Annotated in this window: 17 protein-coding genes and 1 pseudogene; 11 read left to right on the top strand and 7 right to left on the bottom strand. The window is 70.1% G+C overall.

Features of this window, described 5'->3' with window-relative positions; all coding sequences use genetic code 11:
* Positions 1-833: pseudogene (locus tag ADBZ5U_RS02995) on the bottom strand (hypothetical protein); the annotation flags it as partial.
* Positions 834-911: 78 nt separating this feature from the next.
* On the opposite strand from ADBZ5U_RS02995, the gene ADBZ5U_RS03000 reads away from it, so the two are divergent.
* From ADBZ5U_RS03000 to ADBZ5U_RS03010, 3 genes are all read left to right on the top strand, one after another.
* Complete coding sequence (locus tag ADBZ5U_RS03000; protein ID WP_526262216.1) at positions 912-1,970, top strand: hypothetical protein; 1,059 nt, start codon at positions 912-914, stop codon at positions 1,968-1,970.
* Complete coding sequence (locus ADBZ5U_RS03005; protein WP_526262218.1) at positions 1,963-3,204, top strand: serine hydrolase domain-containing protein; 1,242 nt, start codon at positions 1,963-1,965, stop codon at positions 3,202-3,204. Before ADBZ5U_RS03000 ends, ADBZ5U_RS03005 begins: the two co-directional genes overlap by 8 nt.
* A gap of 140 nt (positions 3,205-3,344) precedes the next feature.
* Positions 3,345-4,781 (top strand): NAD(P)/FAD-dependent oxidoreductase, encoded by a 1,437-nt coding sequence (locus ADBZ5U_RS03010; protein WP_526262220.1) that lies wholly within the window; start codon positions 3,345-3,347, stop codon positions 4,779-4,781.
* A 24-nt stretch (positions 4,782-4,805) separates the two neighbouring features.
* Here ADBZ5U_RS03010 and ADBZ5U_RS03015 read toward each other — a convergent pair whose 3' ends face one another.
* Complete coding sequence (locus ADBZ5U_RS03015; protein WP_526262222.1) at positions 4,806-6,386, bottom strand: wax ester/triacylglycerol synthase domain-containing protein; 1,581 nt, start codon at positions 6,384-6,386, stop codon at positions 4,806-4,808.
* 204 nt (positions 6,387-6,590) lie between these two features.
* Here ADBZ5U_RS03015 and ADBZ5U_RS03020 point away from each other — a divergent pair, with 204 nt between their 5' ends.
* Both ADBZ5U_RS03020 and ADBZ5U_RS03025 read left to right on the top strand, forming a co-directional pair.
* A complete protein-coding gene (locus ADBZ5U_RS03020) occupies positions 6,591-7,802 on the top strand; it encodes an MFS transporter (RefSeq protein WP_526262224.1) in 1,212 nt (403 codons plus the stop codon).
* 79 nt (positions 7,803-7,881) lie between these two features.
* Complete coding sequence (locus tag ADBZ5U_RS03025) at positions 7,882-8,121, top strand: hypothetical protein (protein WP_526262226.1); 240 nt, start codon at positions 7,882-7,884, stop codon at positions 8,119-8,121.
* On the opposite strand, the gene ADBZ5U_RS03030 is transcribed toward ADBZ5U_RS03025, so the two are convergent.
* The 3 genes from ADBZ5U_RS03030 to ADBZ5U_RS03040 are packed head-to-tail and all read right to left on the bottom strand — an operon-like array spanning position 8,046 to position 10,957.
* Positions 8,046-9,419 (bottom strand): cytochrome P450, encoded by a 1,374-nt coding sequence (locus ADBZ5U_RS03030; protein WP_526262228.1) that lies wholly within the window; start codon positions 9,417-9,419, stop codon positions 8,046-8,048. The two genes, ADBZ5U_RS03025 and ADBZ5U_RS03030, sit on opposite strands and share 76 nt — an antisense overlap.
* Before the next feature lie 60 nt (positions 9,420-9,479).
* Entirely contained in the window at positions 9,480-9,671 is a 192-nt protein-coding gene (locus ADBZ5U_RS03035) for a ferredoxin (RefSeq protein ID WP_526262230.1), read from the bottom strand.
* Positions 9,668-10,957, bottom strand: a complete 1,290-nt coding sequence (locus tag ADBZ5U_RS03040) for a cytochrome P450 (protein ID WP_526262232.1) — start codon at positions 10,955-10,957, stop codon at positions 9,668-9,670. The genes ADBZ5U_RS03035 and ADBZ5U_RS03040 overlap by 4 nt, the downstream gene beginning before the upstream one ends.
* 103 nt (positions 10,958-11,060) lie before the next feature.
* Here ADBZ5U_RS03040 and ADBZ5U_RS03045 point away from each other — a divergent pair, with 103 nt between their 5' ends.
* The 4 genes from ADBZ5U_RS03045 (at position 11,061) to ADBZ5U_RS03060 (ending at position 14,629) form a co-directional block, all read left to right on the top strand.
* A complete protein-coding gene (locus ADBZ5U_RS03045) occupies positions 11,061-11,672 on the top strand; it encodes a TetR/AcrR family transcriptional regulator (RefSeq protein ID WP_526262234.1) in 612 nt (203 codons plus the stop codon).
* A gap of 136 nt (positions 11,673-11,808) precedes the next feature.
* Positions 11,809-12,333 (top strand): hypothetical protein, encoded by a 525-nt coding sequence (locus ADBZ5U_RS03050; RefSeq protein ID WP_526262236.1) that lies wholly within the window; start codon positions 11,809-11,811, stop codon positions 12,331-12,333.
* Between the two features lie 2 nt (positions 12,334-12,335).
* Positions 12,336-13,730 carry an MFS transporter gene (locus tag ADBZ5U_RS03055; protein WP_526262238.1) on the top strand — a complete coding sequence of 465 codons (1,395 nt, stop codon included), beginning with the start codon at positions 12,336-12,338 and terminating at the stop codon, positions 13,728-13,730.
* Between the two features lie 2 nt (positions 13,731-13,732).
* Positions 13,733-14,629 (top strand): aminoglycoside phosphotransferase family protein, encoded by an 897-nt coding sequence (locus ADBZ5U_RS03060; protein ID WP_526262246.1) that lies wholly within the window; start codon positions 13,733-13,735, stop codon positions 14,627-14,629.
* Between the two features lie 61 nt (positions 14,630-14,690).
* On the opposite strand, the gene ADBZ5U_RS03065 is transcribed toward ADBZ5U_RS03060, so the two are convergent.
* Positions 14,691-15,386: an LGFP repeat-containing protein gene (locus tag ADBZ5U_RS03065; protein WP_526262240.1), complete on the bottom strand. Its 696-nt coding sequence runs from the start codon at positions 15,384-15,386 to the stop codon at positions 14,691-14,693.
* A 264-nt stretch (positions 15,387-15,650) separates the two neighbouring features.
* Between ADBZ5U_RS03065 and ADBZ5U_RS03070 the strand changes: the two genes are divergently transcribed.
* The gene (locus ADBZ5U_RS03070; protein ID WP_526262242.1) at positions 15,651-16,652 is read left to right on the top strand and encodes an alpha/beta fold hydrolase; all 1,002 of its coding nucleotides are present in this window, start codon (positions 15,651-15,653) and stop codon (positions 16,650-16,652) included.
* On the opposite strand, the gene ADBZ5U_RS03075 is transcribed toward ADBZ5U_RS03070, so the two are convergent.
* On the bottom strand, positions 16,642-17,985 hold the full coding sequence (locus ADBZ5U_RS03075; RefSeq protein ID WP_526262244.1) for a flavin monoamine oxidase family protein: 1,344 nt from the start codon (positions 17,983-17,985) through the stop codon (positions 16,642-16,644). The two genes, ADBZ5U_RS03070 and ADBZ5U_RS03075, sit on opposite strands and share 11 nt — an antisense overlap.
* Before the next feature lie 115 nt (positions 17,986-18,100).
* On the opposite strand from ADBZ5U_RS03075, the gene speB reads away from it, so the two are divergent.
* Positions 18,101-19,062: agmatinase (gene speB, locus ADBZ5U_RS03080; RefSeq protein ID WP_526262248.1), on the top strand; the 962-nt coding region annotated here is incomplete at its 3' end.

Consider the following 19,062-nt stretch of genomic DNA (forward strand, 5'->3'; position numbering starts at 1 on the left):
TTGGGCGTCCTGACGGCCGGTGTCTTGACGGCCGGTGTCTTGACGGCCGGTGTCTCGACCGACTCATTCGCCTCGGCCGCGGCGGGAGCAGGTGTCGCCGAGGTGGCCGCCGGCACCGACCGCTGGGACCGCGCGCCGCGGCCGGCCGTACGCGGGGCGCGCGGGGCCGGCGAGGCATCTTCAGCGGCCGGCGTCGGATCCTCGGCGGCCGGCGCCCCAGTGGCCGGGCCCGCCGCCGCCGTCCTCGCCGTCGCCGCACTCCCGGGCGCCGCCGCCCCGGCCAGGGTGGTCGCCGCCACGGGCAGCACCGGGAACGAGATCGGGGGCAGCGGCGGGAAGAAGCTCAGCACCCACTGGGTCTCGCCCCGAACCAGGTTGGTGGCCCCGGTCGTGAACCCGTTGACCAGCGTCGGACCGATCAGGTCGAACTGACCGTCAAGCAGGTATGCGGCGCTGTAGGCCAGTGCTTGGCCGATCGGCTCCCAGCCGCTGTAGAGGATGTTGGCCTGCGGGCCGATCAGGCCGATCGGCCACGGCAACCAGCCGACCGCCCAGGCCGAGAGGTTCACCCCGTACTGCACCCACGGCTGAATCGCGTTGTAGCCGTTGATGATCCGGTCGCCGGGCGAGGTGCCCCCCGGGGTCACGAACGGATCGGGCGGTGTCGGCAGGGCGGCCGCGGGCTGCGGCAGCGCGGCCATGACGGCGCTGAGCTGGACCGCCGGGACGGCCACCGTCGGCATGGCGCGGGCCGGCGCGGGCGGGGTGACAGCGGCCCCCGCGACGACCAGGCCGGCGGCGATCCCCGCCGTGGTGGAGCGAACAGACGGCATAGCCTGAATCTAGGTCCTGGAACTCCCGGTGTCACATTGCGACGCGCCTGCGAGTACCGAAGCGTTACGGTGACGGCAATGAACACCGGCGAGCAGATCATCGAATCGCTCTACAGCGAACAACTCCAGGTCGACGAGAAGTGGTCGGTCCGCACCGACCGGGGATTCACCTGGTGGGCCGACCAGAACGCCCAGACCATCGAGATCCTCGCCGAGGAGACCGGCCCGGACGGCCAGACCGGGTACCTGATCGGCGTGCGCACCGACCTGGTGAGCGACTTCGACCTGACCGAGACCGCGCTGGCCGAGCTCAACGCGGGCCCGATGCGGATGGCCGCGATGTCGGCGCCGGTGTATGACGCCGAGACCCGGACGGTGAGCCTGTGCTCGGTGGGCCGGGTCCACGACCAGACCTCCGAATGGATGGGCGTGCTGCTCGGCGCGGCTGCGGTGTCGCAACTGGGCGAGGCCGGACTACTCGGCCGGGCGCTGGCCGAGGCGGTCGGCGCCCAGCCCGCCGTCACCGGCCACCCGGAGAACGGCGTTCGACCCGAGCCGGACGACATCATGTCCGCCGTGCAGGTCCTCGTCCGCGCGGGGGAGGATCCCTGCCAGTGGCCCGAGGCGGCCTTCACCGACGCCGTCAGAGATTTCATGATGCAACCGCCGGCGGTCCTGGCCTCCAGCGGCGGACAGGCACTGACCGTGGAATTCCCCTACGGGCAGGGTTCATCGCTGTGCCAGATCGCCGGAGGAGAGCAGGCCCACCCGCTCTACGGCAACGGCCTGCTGGTGCTGCAGCGCTTCCCGTTCGCCGTCGAGTCGGAGGCCAAGGGCGCCGAGTTGGCGTTGGCCCTCAACGCCGCCGAGATGACCCAGGACGCGACCGGCTTCGGGTTCGGCAGCTACGTCTATGACGGCGGGATGATCTGCTTCGCCGGCTTCGTCTCCAACGCGCTGCACCGCCAGGTGATCCTGCCCAACCTCTACTTCGCCTGCGCCGCCCGCGCACACGCGATGTCGGTGTGGCTGCTCGACGAACCCTGGGACGCCGACTCGTTCACCATCGAGCACAGTGCGGCCGGCCGAAAGATGATGTCCGAGAACGACGACAAACAGGATCCGCCTGGTGACTGACAACCCCTACGCCACCGCGGCGGAGCTCCGACTGATGCAGGGGTTCCCGCCGCCGCCGGACAAGCGGGTGGACCGCACCAACGGCTTCATGGCGGCGCCCTACAACCGCTGGGCGTATCTGCACATGCGGACGTTGTTCCCGTCGGCGCCGGTCCGCACCGCCGACACCGTCACGCCGCTGAACGTCGAAATCGACCCCGGCATCGGTCGACTCGGGATCGGCCGGGCCGACGGCACCGTCGCCGGCTTCCCGGATTTCCTGCGCGAGACCTACACCGACTCCTTCCTGGTCGCCACCGCCGACCGGCTCGTCTATGAGCACTACGACAACGGCATGCACGCCGCCCAGCCCCACCAGATGATGTCGGTCACGAAGTCCTTCACCGGGCTGTTCGCACTCATGGCCGCCCACGAGGGACTGCTCGACGAGGCCCGGCAGGTCACCGAGGTCATCCCCGAACTGGCCGGCGCGTCCGGCTTCGCCGGGGCGACCGTCGGCCAGGTGATGGACATGGTCAACTCGATCGACTTCAGCGAGGATTACGCCGACCCCGGTTCGGGTATCGCCCGATACGGCCTGGCGCTTGGCCTGCTGGAGATCCCGGGGGCGACCGCGCCCAACAGCATCTACGAGTTCCTCGCCACCCTGCAGAAGGACCCCGCCCACGACCACGGCGAGATCTTCCACTACCAAACCCCCAAGACCGACGTCGTCAACTGGGTCACCAACCGGTGCACCGGAAAGTCCTTCCAGGACCAGATGTCTGAGGTGCTCTGGACCAGACTGGGCACCGAGGCCGAAACCTATGTCCTACTTGACCGTTGCGGGACCCTGGTCGCCGGCGGCGGCCTGAACGCAGCCCCACGCGACCTGGTCCGGTTCGCCCAGATGCTGCTCAACGGCGGCGTCGCCGGGGGCCGGCAGATCATCGCACCGACGATCATCGACATCCTGGAAACCGGCGGCAGCAGAGCGGCGTTCGCGGCCGGACCAGAGGCCACCGGTGCGATGGCCGGCGGCGACTGGAGTTACCGCGCCCAGTGGTGGATCCGGCACACCCCGGATCGGGAGGCCTTCTCCGCCATCGGCATCCACGGGCAGTGGGTCTACGTCGACCGCCGCCGCGGCGTCGCGATCGTCAAGCAGTCCTCGCAACCGATGTCCTCCGACCCCGGCGCCGATCAGTTCATCCTCAACGCCTTTGACGCGGTGATCGACCACCTGGCGGTCTGACCCGGGCCCCCAACCCGTCGGCGACCAACCGGAACGACCAGATGAACTGACCGATAATCATCCGCCAAGTCGGTGTCTGGCAGCGGTTCAACGGTTAACCTGACCCCCAGTTCCCGCCGAACTCACCCAGAGGACGCCCCATGACCGCTCCCGCGTTGCCCGCCCGTCGACCCAGAGTTGTCATCATCGGCTCCGGTTTCGGCGGATTGACCGCCGCGAAATCCCTCAAGCGAACCGATGTCGACGTCACCCTGGTCTCCAAGAGCACCAGCCACCTGTTCCAGCCGCTGCTCTACCAGTTGGCCACCGGCATCCTCTCGGTCGGCGACATCGCGCCGACGACCCGGCTGATCCTGAAGAACGTCAAGAACTGCCAGGTCCTGCTCGGCGACGTCGAGGACGTCGACCTGGCCAACCGGACCGTCACGTCCCGGCTGGGCGTCATGGAGACGGTGCTGCCCTACGACTACCTGGTGGTCTCGGCCGGGGCCCAGCAGAACTACTTCGGCAACGACGAATTCGCCACGTTCGCGCCCGGCATGAAGACCGTCGACGACGCCCTGGAACTGCGCGGCCGCATCCTCGGTGCGTTCGAGGCGGCCGAGGTCACCACCGACCCGGCCGAGCGCACCCGCCGGCTGACGTTCGTGGTGGTCGGCGGCGGTCCCACCGGGGTCGAGTTGGCCGGCCAGATCGTCGAACTGGCCCAGCGCACCCTGCCCGGTGCGTTTCGCACCATCGACCCGGCCGAATGCCGGGTGTTGCTGTTCGACGGCTCGCCTTACATTCTCTCGCCGATGGGGGAGAAGCTGGGCCGCATGGCCCAGCGGCGGCTGGAGAAGATGGGCGTCGAGGTGTGGGGCAACTCGGTGGTCACCGATGTCGACTACATGGGAGTGGTCGTAAAGGACAAGGAGACCGGCGAGGAGCGCCGGGTGGAGTGCGCCTGCAAGGTCTGGGCGGCCGGCGTTCAGGCCAGCCCGCTGGGTGAGAAGATCGCCGCCCAGTGCGAGGGCACCGAGGTGGACCACTCCGGTCGGGTGGTCGTCGAACCGGACCTGACGGTTCGGGGCCACCCGAACGTCTTCGTCATCGGGGACATGTCTGCGGTGCCCAAGATGCCGGGTGTGGCGCAGGGCGCCATCCAGGGCGCCCAGTACGCCACCAAGTCCATCAAGCGCGACATCAAGGGCATGCAGGCCCCGGCGCCCTTCAGCTACTTCGACAAGGGCAGCATGGCGACGATCTCCCGGCACCATGCGGTGGCCCAGGTCGGCCCGCTGGAGTTCGGCGGTTACATCGCCTGGCTGGCCTGGCTGTTCCTGCACCTGTTCTATCTCGTCGGCTTCAAGAACCGGATCAGCACCCTGTTCAGCTGGATACTGACGTTCACCCAGAACAGCCGCGGCCAGCTGACCACCACCAGCCAATGGGTGTACGCCCGGCTGGCGATGAACATCGTGGAGAAGCAGTTGCGCGCCCCGGTGGGAAGCTCCGAGCAGCTCGCCGAGGAACTCGAACACGCGGAGTCGGCGGAGTCCCTGGTCGCGGCTCCCGCGGCGCACCCGAGCGGTTAGCCGCCACGGTTCGGCGCGCGGCGCTCAGTTCCCGCTGATCGGGTCTCCGATGATCACCGACGGACCGACGACCTCGCGGAATCCGTGCCGCAGGCTCTCCAGCAGGCCCGCCCGGTCGGTGACGGCGGCGTCGTCGGAGCTGACGCCGACGCTGGCGACGCCGGCGTAGGTGAGCATGGTGACGTTGATGGCCGCGCCGATCGGCCCGACCAGCGGATACATCCGCTCCACCTTGGCTCCCGACAGCCACACCTGAACCGGGACCCCCGGCACGTTGGAAGCGGTCAGGTCGGAGGTCTGCGCCGCCGCCGACACCAGCTCCGGGGGCAGGAAGCGGCTGAGCTCGGCGAGGTAGTCGGCGAGCCTCAGCGCGGGCTCGGCGCGCCAGGCGCGCACGGTGCTGGCCGCGCTCTCCAGCACGTCGTCGATGCGGTTGCTCACCATGATCTCGAAGCGCGCGATGGTGACCGCGTTGGTCTCATCGGCGGAGGTCCGCAGCGAGATCGGCATGTTCATCCGCAGCCCGTGGACCGGGTGGCCCATCTTCACGTGATAGTCGTCCATGCTGACGCTGATGGCGGCCAGGAACAGGTCGTTGACCGTCCGGCCCCGCTCCCTGGCGGCGGCCTTGAACTTCTCGAAGTCCATGTCGATGGTGTCGAAGTGGTAATTGATGCTGCGGCCCTTGAGGATCGGCGACATCGGCTCGCTCGCCAGCTTGGTGAACCGGACCACCGACCCGAGGTTTTCCCGGATCTTGCCGAACAACGTTCGGGGATGCCGCAGCGCGGTGGCCGCCAGCGGGCCGAACCCCTTGATGGCGTCCTCGACGGTCCTGGCGACCCAGCCGGCGTTGTTGCGGAGCACCGCCTGCATGAAGCCCCTGGTGTCGAGCAATGCCGGATCCGGCGCCTCGGGCATCGGCCCCAGGTCGTTGCCCTCGGGAGTGAAGTCCAGCAGCGCCAGGCCGAGTTGCACCGCTCCCTGGCCGTCGGCGATCGCGTGATGCAGCTTCTGCACCAGGACCGACTTGCCGCCGGGCAGGCCCTCCAGCAGGGTCACCTGCCACAACGGTCTGTCCTTGTCGAAATCGGCCATGCTCTGCCGGCGTGCCTCCTCGAGCACGTCCTGCCACGTCGAGTCCTCGGGCATCACGAAGCGGCGCATATGGAAGGACAGGTCGAAGTTGGGGTCCACCACAACCCGCGGGGACTCCAGGCCGGTCAGGCCCTCCACCACCTTGGAGCGCAGCACCGGAGCCAGCCGGCTGGCGCGCTCGTAGCGGTCGGTCAGCTTGTCCCAGTCCGGGCTGCCGTCGAGCACCAGGACACCCAGGATGGTGGACCGCATCACCGGGTCCTCGGTGGCCATCCGCCAGGTGGCGAAGTCCCAGCCGCTGAGTCGGCGGGCCTCGGTGACGGTCTCTTCGCCGCGCAGGGTCTTGGCCTTGGCTCTGGCGGCGGGTTTGGTGACCGCTTTGGCCGACGCCTTCTTGGCGGGAGTCTTCTTGGCCGCAGGCGCCGTTCTGGCGGAGGTCTTCTTCGGCGCGGCCTTGCGCGCCGGAGCCTTCTTCGCCGCCGGCTTGTCCTGCGGGCTTTCGGCCACTTGCCACCTCCTGCTGTGCTGACGCTCGCCCACACCATTGGGCGCCCACGGGCATCCTGCCATCTGGGCGCTGCCTTGGAGGGCGAGATTCCGGACTCGTTGGCCCCGTTCATGACTCGGCGTCAGCCAGACTGGGAAGCGCAGGGTCGGTTACCGTCGGAGCTTTGCATCACCGAAAGCTTTCCGGCACCGAGGAGTTGGTCGTTGAAGGAGCCGAAGGGTCTGATTGTCGGCGGGATCGCCGCCGGCGTGGCCGGGGTGATGGCCGATCTGCTCAGCCCGATTTACGCAACGTCGTTCCACCGCGGCTTCGGTTTGAGCAACACCCAGGCCGGGTTGCTGGTGACCGCCGCGCTGGGAACCATGGCCGTCGTCGAGTTCGGGTTGGCGCACTCCATCGCCCACCGCAGTCTGCGATCGGTGGCCACCTGGGGCATCGTCGTCTCCGCGGCGGCACTCCTCTACATCAGCCAGGTCAGCGACGACGGCTTCTGGTCGCTGTTCGCCGGCATGGTCGGGCTGGGCCTCGGGTGTGGTCTGTCATTCGTGGCCGGCAACGCTGCGCTGTCCCACGCCCACAACAGCGAGCGCGCGTTCGGCCTGCTGACCATCTGGTACATGGTGTTCGTCTTCATCATGATGAGCACCAATCCCGTTCTGCGGCAGATGTATCCGATCGTCCTGCCGTACGCGGCGATGGTGGCCGTGCAGCTGCTGTGCCTGGCGCTGATCTGGTGGAAGCTGCCCGACACCCGGGCCATCGCCGCCACGCGGGACGGGGCGGCCGAAGCCGGGGCTCGGGGAGTCGGCGAGCTGAAGCTGTTCAGCGCGCTTCCGCTGCGGCTGGGCCTGGCCGTCGCGCTGTCGCAGTTGGCGCTGGCGGGTCTGTGGACCTTCGCCGAGGAACTCGGGGTCGGGTCGGGCCTGTCCGCCCAGACCACCGCCGGCTTTCTCGGGCTCTCCCAGCTGACCGGTCTGCTGGGCACGATGGCTCCGTGGCTGCTGGGCCGGCGGGTCGGGCGCGCTACGCTGGGCGCCGCCGGCCTGCTGCTGTGCGCGATCGGCGTCATGCTGGTGGCGCTGGTCCGCGAACCGGCCGCCTACATCGTCGGGAACCTCGCGGTGAATCTGGGTTACTGGGTGATCCTCCCGTTGGGGCTGTCGGTTGCGGCGGACCTGGACCGGAACTCCGGACGGCTGGTGGCCTTCATCCTCGGGCTGTCCTCGGTGGGTCTGGCGCTCGGGCCGACGCTGGCCGGGCCGCTGCTGGGCGGGCAGGACACCACGCTGGGCGGCTGGGTGTTCGGGATCATCGGCCTGATCGCGGTCCCGTTCATCATCGCCCCCGCCCGGGCCGCCGACCGCGCCGCGCGGGCGGAGCAGGACGAGACCGATCGCGCCGGAGCCTCCGGGTAGCTCGCGCGGCCCGGTTGCCCGCGTTCTGTCGGAGGGCCCCGCTAGCGTTGTCCCGCATCGGATCCGGGGGAGGTTTGTGATGAAGTTCCGTCTCGTCGTGGGTATCGTCGCCGTCGCGGCCGCAGTGGCCACTGCGCCGTGCGCGCCGGCCGACCCGGTCTGCGTCGGCGTGCTGAACCAGGGCGGTTGCCGGCCGGCGCCGTGGAACGGGCAGCTGATGGAGACCTGGAACACCCCGGGGTACTACGGCGGCTGGACCACCGGGCCGGTGATGTGCGATCCGTCCACCCGGCAGTGCCGCGGGTGGGCGCAGCCCTGATCCCCGATGTGGGTCCGCACCCGAATCCGGGCTCCCCGGCGCGGTTGCTGGATGACCCCGCTGACCCGCGGCCGTTCGCCGGGGGCGGTGGTGGTGCACAACTCGACCCGGGTCAGCACCTCGCGCAGCACGATCCGCATCTCGGTCAGCGCCAGATTGGCGCCCAGGCAGCGGCGGTTGCCGCCGCCGAACGGCAGCCAGGTGGTGGGCGACAGGCTGGCGCCCAGCATCCGCTCGGGGCGGAACCGCCCGGCGTCGGGGTAGAGCCTTTCCTCGGCGTGCACCAACCCGATCGCCGGGATCACCGTGGCGCCGGCGGGCAACCGGTAGCCGGCGATCTCCACCGGCGCCTTGAGCACCCGGCCCACGTCGAACACCACCGGCCGGATCCGCAGCGTCTCCTTGGCGAGCGCGTCGAGGTAGTCGTCGTCGCCGGACTTCGCGGCGGCCACCGCACTGGCCAGCACGTCGGGATGCCTGGTGAGCCGTTCCAGGGCCCAGGACAGCGCGGTCGCGGTGGTGTCGTGGCCGGCCAGCAGCAGGGTCATCAACTGATCACGCAGTTCGGCGTCGGTCATCTGCCGGCCGCCGGCGTCCGCCGCACGAATGAGCATTGCCAGCGCGTCGGTGCGCTGGGCGAGGCCGGGGTCGGCGCGCCGCTCGGCGATCTCGGCGTGCAGTAGCGCGTCGGCTTCGGCGAGGCGCCGGCGCAGCCCGCGCCAGGGCCGCCGGCGCTGCAGTTGCGGGCGGGCGATCGCCAGGGTTTCGAACGTCCCCAGTGACAGCAGCCGCGGCATCAGGGCGCGCAGCGACGCCAGTCGGGCCGGGTCGCTGGCGCCGATGGTGGCGCGCAGGATCACCTCAAGGGTGATCTGCGACATCTTCGGGGACACCGGGAATTCGGTGCCGACCGGCCAGCCGGCGATGTTGGCCGCGGCGATCTCGGCGATCAGATCGGCCTGGCGGGCGACCGCGTCGCGGTGGAACGGGGCCAGCATCAGCCGGCGGCGGTCGCGGTGCAGATCACCGTCGAGCAGCAGCACCGAACTGGGCCCGAGCACCCCGCCGAGCACGGCGTTGGCCTCGCCGGCGTGGTAGGTCCGCGGGTCGCCGGCGAAGACGGTCTTGATGTCCTCGGGGTCGGCCAGATAGACCCCGGGCCCGTACCCGGCGAGCCGGACGGTGAACACGTCGCCGTAGCGGCGCCGGCAGGCGAATGCGAACGCCGACCACCAGCGCAACAGCAGCGCGGTCTGGACGGCTGCCGGCAGTGGTGGCCCCGGCGGCAATTCGCCCATGGCCCAACACTACGGACACCGCCGTCGGGTGTCGACGGGTCCGGCCGGCTGCGCCGCCGGTCAGTCCTGGATGGACAGCGCCTGGGTGGGGCAGTTCTCGCAGGCCTGCTCGAGGTCGATGCGGCGGTCCGCCGGGATGTCGTCGATCAGGATGTGCAGCGCCCCGTCCGGGCCGATCTCGAAGATGTCCGGTGCGGTCGCCTCGCACAACCCGATCGAGGAGCACTTGCTGCGGTCGACGACGACTCTCATCGTCTCGCCCCGGTGTCTTCGGGGGTGAACTGTGCGGTCATGTGCATCACGGTATGGAAGAAGTTGCCGTTGCCCAACTCCGGCTCGCCGACCACGTGGATGTCGGGCAGCCGGGTCAGCAGTTCGCGGAAGGTGGCGGCGATCTGCCGGCGGGCCAGCTGCGCTCCCAGGCAGTGGTGGATGCCGCCGCCGCCGAAGGCCACGTGCCTGTTGGGCGAGCGGGACAGGATGAGCTGCTCGGGGTGGTCGAACACCTCGGTGTCCATGTTGGCCGAGGAGTAGAACATGATCACCTTGTCGCCCTCGGTGATCTGCCGGCCGCCCAGTTCGGTGTCGTGTGCGGCGGTGCGACGGAAGGTCATGATCGGGGTGGCCCACCGGATGATCTCCTCGACCGCGGGGTGCAACCGGCGGTCGAGGTCCTCCATCAGCCAGGCCCGCTGATCGGGGAAGTCGGTGAGCGCCTTGAGTCCGTGGCTGATGGACTGCCGGGTGGTGTCGTTGCCGGCGATGATCAGCAGCGTGAAGAACGACGAGATGTCGTCGTCGGTCAGGCGTTCGCCGTCGACCTCGGCCTGCACCAGTGCGGTCATCAGGTCGTCCTCCGGCTTGCCGCGGCGGGCGGCGATCAATTCGTGGGCGACCGCGTGGACGGTGGTGACGGTCTGGAACAACCGGGCCAGGGGTTCGGCGCCCTGCAGCAGGCGGGGGTCGCGCCAGCCGTCGGCGAACTGCGATTCGTAGGCGACGGTCCGGCGGTGTTCCCCGGGGATGCCGAGCATGTCGCAGATGTTGTGCATCGGGACCAGTGCGGCCACCTCGGCGACGAAGTCGATCTCGCCCCGGCCGGCGATGTCGTCGACGATGTGTCGGGCGTTGGCCACGATGTGGTCGTCGATGCGGGCCAGTTGCCTGGGGGTGAAGGCCGAGGCCAGCAGGCGGCGGATCTTGGTGTGCCGCGGCGGATCCATCGCGATGAAACCCTGGGCGGCGTCGAGCACCTCCTCGGGCATCGACTCGAAAGTGATGCCCTTGCCGGACAGGAAGTCGCCGGGCCGGCGGGTCACCTCGACCAGGTCGGCATGCCGCACCACGGCCCAGAAGCCCTCGTCGTTGGGGTCCTCGAACATGCCGTTCTGCACCGGGCGGTGCCAGGAGACCGGCCGGTGGGCCCGCAGTTCGGCGAAGACCTTCTCGCGGTCCTTTGCGGTGCCGGACCAAAACGCCTTCGACGAGATGTCGGCCGGGTCGTAGGCCCGTTCGGCCCGAGTGAGCGCTGCGGTCATGGTGCCTCCTGGTCAGGTACCTCGAGCATCCGACAGAAATACAAAAATGTCAATCAGAAACGACACTGAGGCAATTTATGTCGGCCCAGTTAGACTCGGCCCCATGGCTGTCGTGGACCTGCGCGCCGAGACCCGCGCCTACGGCCGGGCGCGGTTGCGCGAACTCGCCCTCGACGCCGCGCGCGACACGGTGCTCGATCGTGGTTGGGCGGCGGTCCGGATGGGCGCCATCGCGAAGACGATCGGAATCAGCCGGCAGAGCCTGCACGCCGAGTTCGGGACCAGGGACGACCTGGGCAACGCGCTTGTCATGCGGGAGACGGAGGAGTTCTTCGACGGCCTGCAGACCCGGTTGGCCGCCCACGACGGCGACTTGTCCGGCGGTGTGTCGGAGGCCGGCGAGTACATGATCTCCGTCGCCCGCGGCAACCCGCTGCTGGAGACGATCCTGACCCGGACCTCCGCCGCCGGCGAGGACATGTCCCTGTTGTCGGTGCTGACCGTCCGCGGCGAGCCGCTCATCGGGGTCGCCGTCGGCGTCCTGGGCGGGTGGGTCGGCGAACAGTGGCCCGAGGCCGATCCGGGCGATATCCGGGTGATGGTGGAAAGCGTTGTGCGGCTGTGCCTCAGCCACATTCTGACGCCGACCAAGACTGCGTCGGATGCCGCAGCGGACCTCGCGCTGGTGGCCTGCCGCTGCCTGCGGCAGCCGTGAATGGCTCACCAGCGATCCCGGTCCGCAGAGCCCTTTGCCGGTGGGCGGTTCGGCCACCGGCCGATCGTCACCCCCTCTCGCGGGAGCGTCGGCGAATCCGGTGCTTGACGTAGCGGGCAGCGGCTAACCTTCCCCTATGCGAACTCCCCAGCGAACGAAGACGTCGTGGCTCCAGCGGGGCCTGGTGGCCGGTTTCAGCGGTACCGCGGCCATGGCCGCCTGGTACCACACCGAACGCACGCTGCGGCGTGGCCGCTACACCGGGGTGACAGCCCTCGCCGACGGCAGCCCGGTGGAGGGTTTGTGGTCGCACGAGGGCCTGGACTACGACGACAGCGTGGTGCCCGGGCGGATCGTGGCCAGCCTGCTGCACCTGCCCAGGCCCACCGACCAGGAGGCCGGCGCGATCACCCTGGCGCTGCGGTGGAGCTACGGGTCGGTGTTCGGGATCGCTCATGTGCTGTTGCGCAACAGGATCCGCGAGCCCTTCGCCACCATGGTCTTCGGCTCGACGCTGATGACGGTCACGTCGGTGGCCTTCCCACTGCTGGGCGGAACTCCGCCGCCCTGGAAGTGGCCGCTGGACGTGCAGGTGAGCGCGGGGGGCAGCCACGCCGCCTACATCCTCACCGCCGCAGTGCTCGACAACGTGCTTCGCTGACTTTGCGCGGACGCCGCCTGAGCGCGTTGTTCGTGCTCTGCCTGGCGGTGTTCATGGTGGCCGTCGACGGCACGGTGGTCAGTGTTGCGGTTCCGTCGATCAGCGAGCAGTTGCACCCCACCTACAACCAGGTGCTGTGGATCGGCGACATCTACTCGTTCGTGCTGGCGGGCCTGCTCATCACCATGGGCAACATCGGCGACCGGATCGGCCGCAAGCGCCTGCTGCTGATCTCCAGCGTCGCCTTCGGTGCGGCCTCCGCCGCCGCGGCGTTGGCTCCCACCGCTGGGCTGCTCATCGTCATGCGTGCCGTGCAGGGGGTGGCGGGGGCCGGTCTGATGCCGTCCACGCTGGCCCTGTTGCGCACCGTGTTCACCGACGACCGCATGCGGATGCGGGCGGTGGGCATCTGGAGTGCGGCCGGCGCCGCCGGCGCGGCGATGGGCCCGACCCTGGCCGGTGTGCTGCTCGAGCATTTCTATTGGGGCTCAGTGCTTTTGGTGAACCTTCCGGTGGTCGCGGTGATCGTGGCGGTGGGCGCCTGGGTGTTGCCCGAGGCCCGCAGCGGGATCCGGCACCCGGTGGATCCGCTGTCGGTCTGCTACTCCACCGCCGGCATCCTGGGCGTGGTCTACGGCATCACCGAACTGGCACACTCCGGGCCGGACTTCAGGCCGGCGTATGTGGCGCTGGTGATCGGGGCCGCGCTGCTGTGGGTGTTCCTGCGCCGGCAGGGCCGGCTTGCCGTTCCGCTGCTGGATCTGTCGCTGTTCGGCCAGGCCCGGTTCAGCGCGGCGATCGCGGCGCAGTTGGTCGTCGTGTTCGCCAACATCGGCGCGTTGTTCTTCCTGCCGATCTTCCTGCGCCAGGTCGGCGACTTCTCGCCCCTGCAGTCCGGGCTGGCGACCCTGCCGGAGTCCGTGGTCAGCCTGCTGACCGCCTCCTACACCGCCCGCCTGATCGGGCGCTGGGGGCACCGCCGCATCCTGCTGGCCGGTCTGTGCGTGGGTGCGGCGGGACTGGTGGCGCTCGGCCTGGCCATACCGGTGTCCTACCCCGCCATGGTGATTCCGCTCATGCTGCTGGGTTTCTCCTTCGGGTCGGTGGTGACCGTCGCCTCGGACCTGGTGCTGACCAGCGCCAGTGAAGACCGGGTCGGGGCGGCGACCGGAATCTCCGAGACGTCCTTCGAACTGGGCACCGCACTGGGTATCGCCATCACCGGCAGCGTGGTGTCGGTGATCTACCTGGTTGTCAGCGGCGCGGTCGCCGACTTCGGCGAGGCGGTCGACCCCCGTGCGTTCACCCTCAGCCTTGGCGCCCAGTGCGTGGTCGTAGGGGTGTTGCTGGGTGTGACGACGGCCGTGATCGCCCGGGCGCTGCGCAGCCCCCGGTGAGCCTGTTCGCGATTCCGCCGGCGGCGGGTGCGATGGCCCGGCGTGGTCCGGGGTGGGCGGACTGGCTGCGGGCCGTGCCCGCGATCGCCGAGCGGGCCGCCGGGCGGTGGCGGTTGCGGCCGGACGGGCCTGGGGTGTGCGGGCACTGCTCGGTGGTGCTGCCGGTGCGCACCGCCGACGGCGCCGCGGCGATGCTCAAGATCGGTTTCCCCGACGAGGAATCAGAGCACGAGCACCTGGCACTGCGGCGCTGGGCCGGCCACGGCGCGGTGCGCCTGCTCGGCGCCGACCCGCACCTGCGGGTCCTGCTGCTCGACCGGCTGGGACGGGCCGATCTTTCCGGTGTGCCCGAGGAGCAGGCCTGCGAGGTGGTCGCAGGCCTGTACCGGCAGTTGCACGTCCCGGCGCTGCCGTCGTTGCGGAGCCTGTCGTCCTTCGTCGGCCGCTGGACCGCCGATCTGGCCGATCTTGCTCGCGGCGAGGCCATTCCGCGTCGGCTGGTCGAGCAGGCGGCCGCCTTGGGCGGAGAACTGGCGGCCGACGGTGCCGTCCCCGACCGGGTCGTGCACACCGACCTGCACTACGGAAATGTCCTCGCCGCCGGCGGGCTCGACCCGTGGTTGGCGATCGACCCGAAGCCGGTCAACGGCGACCCGCACTACGAACTCGCACCGATGCTGTGGAACCGATGGGACGAGATCGCCGGGGACGTGCGCGGCGGCGTGCGCCGGCGGCTGTGGATGCTGGCCGACGCAGCCGGACTCGATGAGGACCGGGCGCGGGCCTGGGTGGTGGTCCGGATGGTCCACAACGCGATGTGGGCCGTGCAGGACGGGCCGGTGGCCGACGCCGGGTGGCTGACCCGGTGCATCGCCGTGGCCAAGGCCGTGCAGGATTGAGGCGACAAAACGGCCCCCGGGAAACCGCTCAAACCCGGGGGCCGCCTTGCGGGGTTGCGAACTACTTCTTGGTGACGGTCTCGGAGAAGTTGCCCTTGCCGTCGTTCAGCCAGGTGATGGTGCCGTTCTCGAACAGGCTGATCCAGCCGCCACCGGCAACCTTCTCGCCGCCGCCGGTCGTGGTCTCGTCGGCCGTCGGCCAGCCCAGCGCACCCGCGGGACCACCCTGCTCGTCCATGTAGCGCTTCAGGATCTCGCCCTGGACCAGGTAGGAACCGGCGGGAGAGGAGAAGATGGTGCCGTAGGCGAACGGGGTCAAGGTGCCCTCCCCGACAGTCTCCGGCATGCCGGTCGGGGCGCCGAGAGCGGTGGCGCCACCGAGGCGCTCGTACGCGCCGGCGGTCGGGCCGTCCAGCGAGACGTTGCCGACGGCCGGAGCGCTGATGGTCGTGGGCGTGCCGCTCATGACGGAGGAAGCCGCGCTGGAGGCGGCGCTGGCGCCGCTGCTGACGGCGCCGGAGGCCGCGCTGGAGGCGGCGCTGGCGCCGCTGCTCACCGCGCTGGAGGCGGCGCTGGCGCCGCTGCTCACCGCGCTGGAGGCATCGGAGGCGACGCTGCCCGCCGCGCTGGCCGCAGACGAGCCGATGCTCGACGCGCTGGAAACGGCGTCCTTGGCAGCATCCTTGGTGGCCGAGCAACTGACGGCGAAGGCTGCAGCGATGGCGAGGCCGCCGGCGGCGGCCGCAGCGCGTGCCATTCCAGTGTTCATTCTTGGGGTTCTCCTTCAATAGGGTTAACTCTGACGACAGGCGTCGCAGGTCAAACTAGCAAATGAACCGTACGGTGGGACAACCGCAGGAACCAGCCCCAGCCGGTGAACTCTGGGGACCGAGACGATAACGATTGCGTTGTCACTGGTGGGAGTGGTCGAGATCGGATTCCGGATTCGCGGTTGGATCGCCTGAGAAGGGTTACGCTCTGCCAACGGTGCGGCGACGCCGCCGCCCGGCGAGGAGCGACGATGCCGGCACCAGCAGTCGACGAGAAGCAGGCCAGAGCCTCGAAGCGAAGCGGATCCCGGTCCGCCGAGGGGCGCGCTGAGGGCCCCGCGCTGCCGCCGGGCAAGACCGTGGTCGTGCACTCCGCCGACGGCACCCGGCTGCACACCGAGGTGTTCGGGCCGGCCAACGGCTATCCGATCGTGCTGGCCCACGGGATCACCTGCTCGCTGAGGGTCTGGCACGAGCAGATCAACGATCTGGCCCGCGACTTCCGGGTGATCGCCTACGACCACCGCGGACACGGCCGCAGCGGGGTCCCAGCGGCGTCGGCCTACAGCCTCGATCACCTGGCCGCCGACCTGGACGCCGTGCTGACCACGGTGTTGCGACCGGGGGAGCGGGCCGTGGTCGCCGGCCACTCGATGGGTGGCATCGCGATCAGCGCCTGGTCGGACCGGTTCCGCCACCGTGTGCAGGAGCGGGTCGACGCCGTCGCGCTGATCAACACCACCCACGGCAACCTGGTCGACAGGGTTCAACTGCTCCAGGTGCCGGCGGTGCTGCGTTCCACCCGCATCATGGCGGCCGGCGTGGTGATCCGATCCCTCGGCGGCGTCCCGCTTTTCCGCGGGGCTCAGTTCGGCAGTCGCCGCTTCATCCGGATGATCGCGCTCGGCGCGGAGGCCGACCCCGCCCTGTCGCGGCTGCTGCACGACGTCTTCGCGTCCACCGCCCCGGCCGGCCGGGGCGCCTGGGTCCGGGTCCTGGTCGAAGAACTCGGACCCAAGACATACATCGACCTGTCCGGCCTGACCGTGCCGGCGCTGGTGATCGGAAGCGCCGAGGACCGCCTGCTGCCGATCTGCCGATCCCGCAAGATCGCCGACGCCGTGCCGAACCTGATCGAGATGGTCGAGATGCCCGGCGGCCACTGCGCGATCCTCGAGCATCCGGGGGCGGTCAACGGCCAGCTGCGCGGCCTGCTGCGGGAAGTCACCGCGGCGCAGCGGATCAGCTCCTGAGCGCAGCGAGCGCGCCCGCCACCTCGTCGGCTGCGCGCCGCCCGGATCGGACGGCGCCATCCATGAATCCGGTCCACTCGTCGGCGGTCTCGGTGCCGGCCCAATGCAGCGGCCCCAGCGGCGTGCGCAGTAGCCTGCCGAATTCCGTCCACGACCCGGGCGGTACCGCGGCGGTTGGGCCGCCCGCCGCGAAAGTCTCTGCGCCCCAACGTTGGTCGAGATAGTCGATCGGGTCGGCGGCTTGCGCGCCGAACAGCGCCGTGAAGCTTCCGAGCACCTGTTCTCGGCGCTGATCCTCCGGCAGGGCGTCGAAACCGCGGGGGTCGGTGAAGCCCAGCAGAACACCCGGGCCGCTGTCCGGGCTGACATCGAAGGTGATGAACACCGGGCCTTCGTCGGACAGTGCCTGCCCGGACAGCCCCCGGGACCGCCAGAACGGCGTCGGGTAGGCGGCGTAGGCCTTGGTCAGCGCGCCCTGCGGCCAGCGCTGGGCCAGTTGCCGGTAACCGATGGGCGGCGCCGGGGCGATGTCGATGTCGAGGCGGTGCGCCGGCGGGATCGCGATGATGGCGCGGCGGGCCTCGACCACCCCGGCCGAGGACGTCACCGCCACGGCGTTGTCCGACCACTCGACGCGAGAGACATTGGCGTTCAGCCGGATTCGATCACCGAGTTCCTCGGCGATCCGCTCTGCCATCTGGTGGGTGCCGCCGGGGAAGTGGTCCTGCTGGGCGCCGCCGACCGTGTCGAGCATGCGGTCCAGTCCGCCGGAGGTCTTGACGTAGCGCACCGCGTGCAGCATCGAGACCTCGTCGGGTTCGGCTCCCCAGGTCACCCTGGACATGATCGCCATCAGGTCGCGTGAGCCGGCGGTGGCCTTGATCGAACGCAGCCAGCCGCCGAGGCTGAGGGCGTCCCATTCGGCGGCCTTGGGGGAGTCCCACGGCGCGGTGACGTCGATGCCACGGGCGATGCGTTCGAACCGCCACCGGATGCGCCCGATGTCGAGCAGGCCGACCAGGCCCAGTCTGGGGATGGTTCCGGTGTAGCGGTGCACCCGGCCCCGCCAGCGGATCAGGTTGGCCCCGGCGTGGTAGGTCGGTGTGGTGGCGCAGCCCAGGTCGGCGGCGAGTTTGAGGACGGCGTCCTGGGTGGGGCCGACGAATGAGGCGCCCCGGTCCACCGGCACGCCGGCCAGGGTTCCGGAGAAGGTGCGCCCGCCGACCCGGTCGCGGCCTTCGAGCACCACGACGTCATAGCCCCGGCCGGCGAGTTCCCGCGCCGCCGTCAGGCCGGCCAGCCCGGCTCCGACCACCACCACGTCATGCGCCATGGGCTCGATTCTTCCACCGCCCCAACCGGCACACGGGTCGCCCGCGGGCGGTAGCCTCACTGGGGTGAGCGCCGGTGACCACCACCACCATCCCGCCCGTGAACTCCCGCCCGGCATGGCCGAGCAACTCGAGCTGGCCTACTCCGGCATGGTGTCGTTCGGCCAGCGGCCGTTCCTGACCGAACCCGACCAACTCGACGCCTGGCAACCCGACGTCGCGATCGTCGGCGCCCCGTTCGACATCGCCACCACCAACCGGCCGGGCGCCCGGTTCGGGCCGCGCGCGATCCGGGCCACCGCCTACGAGCCCGGCACCTACCACATGGATCTGGGCCTGGAGATCTTCGACTGGCTGGAGGTCGTCGACTACGGCGACGCCCACTGCCCGCACGGTTCGGCCGAGCAGTCGCACGCCAACATCCGGGACCGCGTGCACGCCATCGCCTCGCGGGGCATCGTGCCGGTGATCCTCGGCGGCGACCACTCCATCACCTGGCCGGCCGCCACCGCCGTCGCCGACGTGCACGGCTACGGCAACGTCGGCATCGTGCACTTCGACGCCCACGCCGACACCGCCGACATCATCGACGGCAACCTGGCCAGCCACGGCACGCCGATGCGCCGGCTCATCGAGTCCGGTGCGGTTCCCGGGACGCATTTCGTCCAGGTCGGTCTGCGTGGTTACTGGCCTCCGCAGGACACCTTCGAGTGGATGCAAGAGCAGGGCATGACCTGGCACACCATGCAGGAGATCTGGGACCGCGGCTTCAAGGACGTGATGCGCCGGGCGGTGAACGAGGCGCTGGCCAAGGCCGAAAAGCTCTATGTCTCAGTGGATATCGACGTCCTCGACCCGGCCCACGCCCCCGGCACCGGCACCCCCGAACCGGGCGGTATCACCAGCGCCGACCTGCTGCGGATGGTCCGCCAACTCTGCCACGAACACGACGTCGTCGGGGTGGACGTGGTCGAGGTCGCCCCGGCTTACGACCACGCCGAACTGACCGTCAACGCCGCCCACCGGGTGGTGTTCGAGGCGCTGGCCGGAATGGCGGCCCGCCGCCGCGACGCCGCGCA

Source organism: Mycobacterium sp. (genome assembly GCF_040398885.1).
GTDB lineage: Bacteria > Actinomycetota > Actinomycetes > Mycobacteriales > Mycobacteriaceae > Mycobacterium.

What these genes read in the sequence shown, in the direction of transcription:
- ADBZ5U_RS03000 (WP_526262216.1), top strand. Translation starts at nt 912, where the DNA reads ATGAACACCGGCGAGCAGATCATCGAATCGCTCTACAGCGAACAACTC.
- ADBZ5U_RS03010 (WP_526262220.1), top strand. Translation starts at nt 3,345, where the DNA reads ATGACCGCTCCCGCGTTGCCCGCCCGTCGACCCAGAGTTGTCATCATC.
- ADBZ5U_RS03025 (WP_526262226.1), top strand. Translation starts at nt 7,882, where the DNA reads ATGAAGTTCCGTCTCGTCGTGGGTATCGTCGCCGTCGCGGCCGCAGTG.
- ADBZ5U_RS03030 (WP_526262228.1), bottom strand. Translation starts at nt 9,419, where the DNA reads ATGGGCGAATTGCCGCCGGGGCCACCACTGCCGGCAGCCGTCCAGACC.
- ADBZ5U_RS03035 (WP_526262230.1), bottom strand. Translation starts at nt 9,671, where the DNA reads ATGAGAGTCGTCGTCGACCGCAGCAAGTGCTCCTCGATCGGGTTGTGC.
- ADBZ5U_RS03040 (WP_526262232.1), bottom strand. Translation starts at nt 10,957, where the DNA reads ATGACCGCAGCGCTCACTCGGGCCGAACGGGCCTACGACCCGGCCGAC.
- ADBZ5U_RS03045 (WP_526262234.1), top strand. Translation starts at nt 11,061, where the DNA reads ATGGCTGTCGTGGACCTGCGCGCCGAGACCCGCGCCTACGGCCGGGCG.
- ADBZ5U_RS03050 (WP_526262236.1), top strand. Translation starts at nt 11,809, where the DNA reads ATGCGAACTCCCCAGCGAACGAAGACGTCGTGGCTCCAGCGGGGCCTG.
- ADBZ5U_RS03065 (WP_526262240.1), bottom strand. Translation starts at nt 15,386, where the DNA reads ATGGCACGCGCTGCGGCCGCCGCCGGCGGCCTCGCCATCGCTGCAGCC.
- ADBZ5U_RS03070 (WP_526262242.1), top strand. Translation starts at nt 15,651, where the DNA reads ATGCCGGCACCAGCAGTCGACGAGAAGCAGGCCAGAGCCTCGAAGCGA.
- ADBZ5U_RS03075 (WP_526262244.1), bottom strand. Translation starts at nt 17,985, where the DNA reads ATGGCGCATGACGTGGTGGTGGTCGGAGCCGGGCTGGCCGGCCTGACG.